Annotated in this window: 1 pseudogene; it reads right to left on the bottom strand. The window is 66.5% G+C overall.

The window, feature by feature from the left end:
• A pseudogene (locus ON29_RS08545) lies at positions 1 to 439 on the bottom strand (glycine--tRNA ligase); the annotation flags it as partial.

The following is a 439-nucleotide window of genomic DNA, read 5'->3' as shown; positions in this document are numbered from 1 at the left end:
GGCGGCGATCCAGGCGCAGTACCGTGCGGGTGTCCACGCCGCCCTTGGCGTTGGGCGCCTCGTCCTCGGCGTAGGCGTCGACCAGGAACGCCATCAGCGAGCGGGTGAGGCCCGCCGCGGGCTCGATGACGTACGGGACGTAGCGCTCGTTGGTGGTCTGGTCGAAGAAGCTCAGCTCGGTTCCGGAGTGCTCCGAGTGCGTCTTGAGGTCGAAGTCGGTGCGGTTGGCGATGCCCTCCAGCTCACCCCACTCGTTGCCCTGGAAGCCGAAGCGGTACTCGATGTCGGTGGTGCCCGCCGAGTAGTGCGAGAGCTTGTCCTTCGGGTGCTCGAACAGCCGCAGGTTCTCCGCGGCGATGCCGAGGTCGGTGTACCAGGAGAACCGCGTCTCGATCCAGTACTTGTGCCACTCCACGTCCTCGCCCGGCTTGACGAAGTA

The sequence above is a fragment of the Nocardia exalbida NBRC 100660 genome (genome assembly GCF_000308575.1).
In the GTDB taxonomy this organism is placed as follows: domain Bacteria; phylum Actinomycetota; class Actinomycetes; order Mycobacteriales; family Mycobacteriaceae; genus Nocardia; species Nocardia exalbida.
The sequence above is the reverse complement of the archived record's forward strand: the minus strand, read 5'-3'. Positions and strand labels throughout refer to the sequence as shown.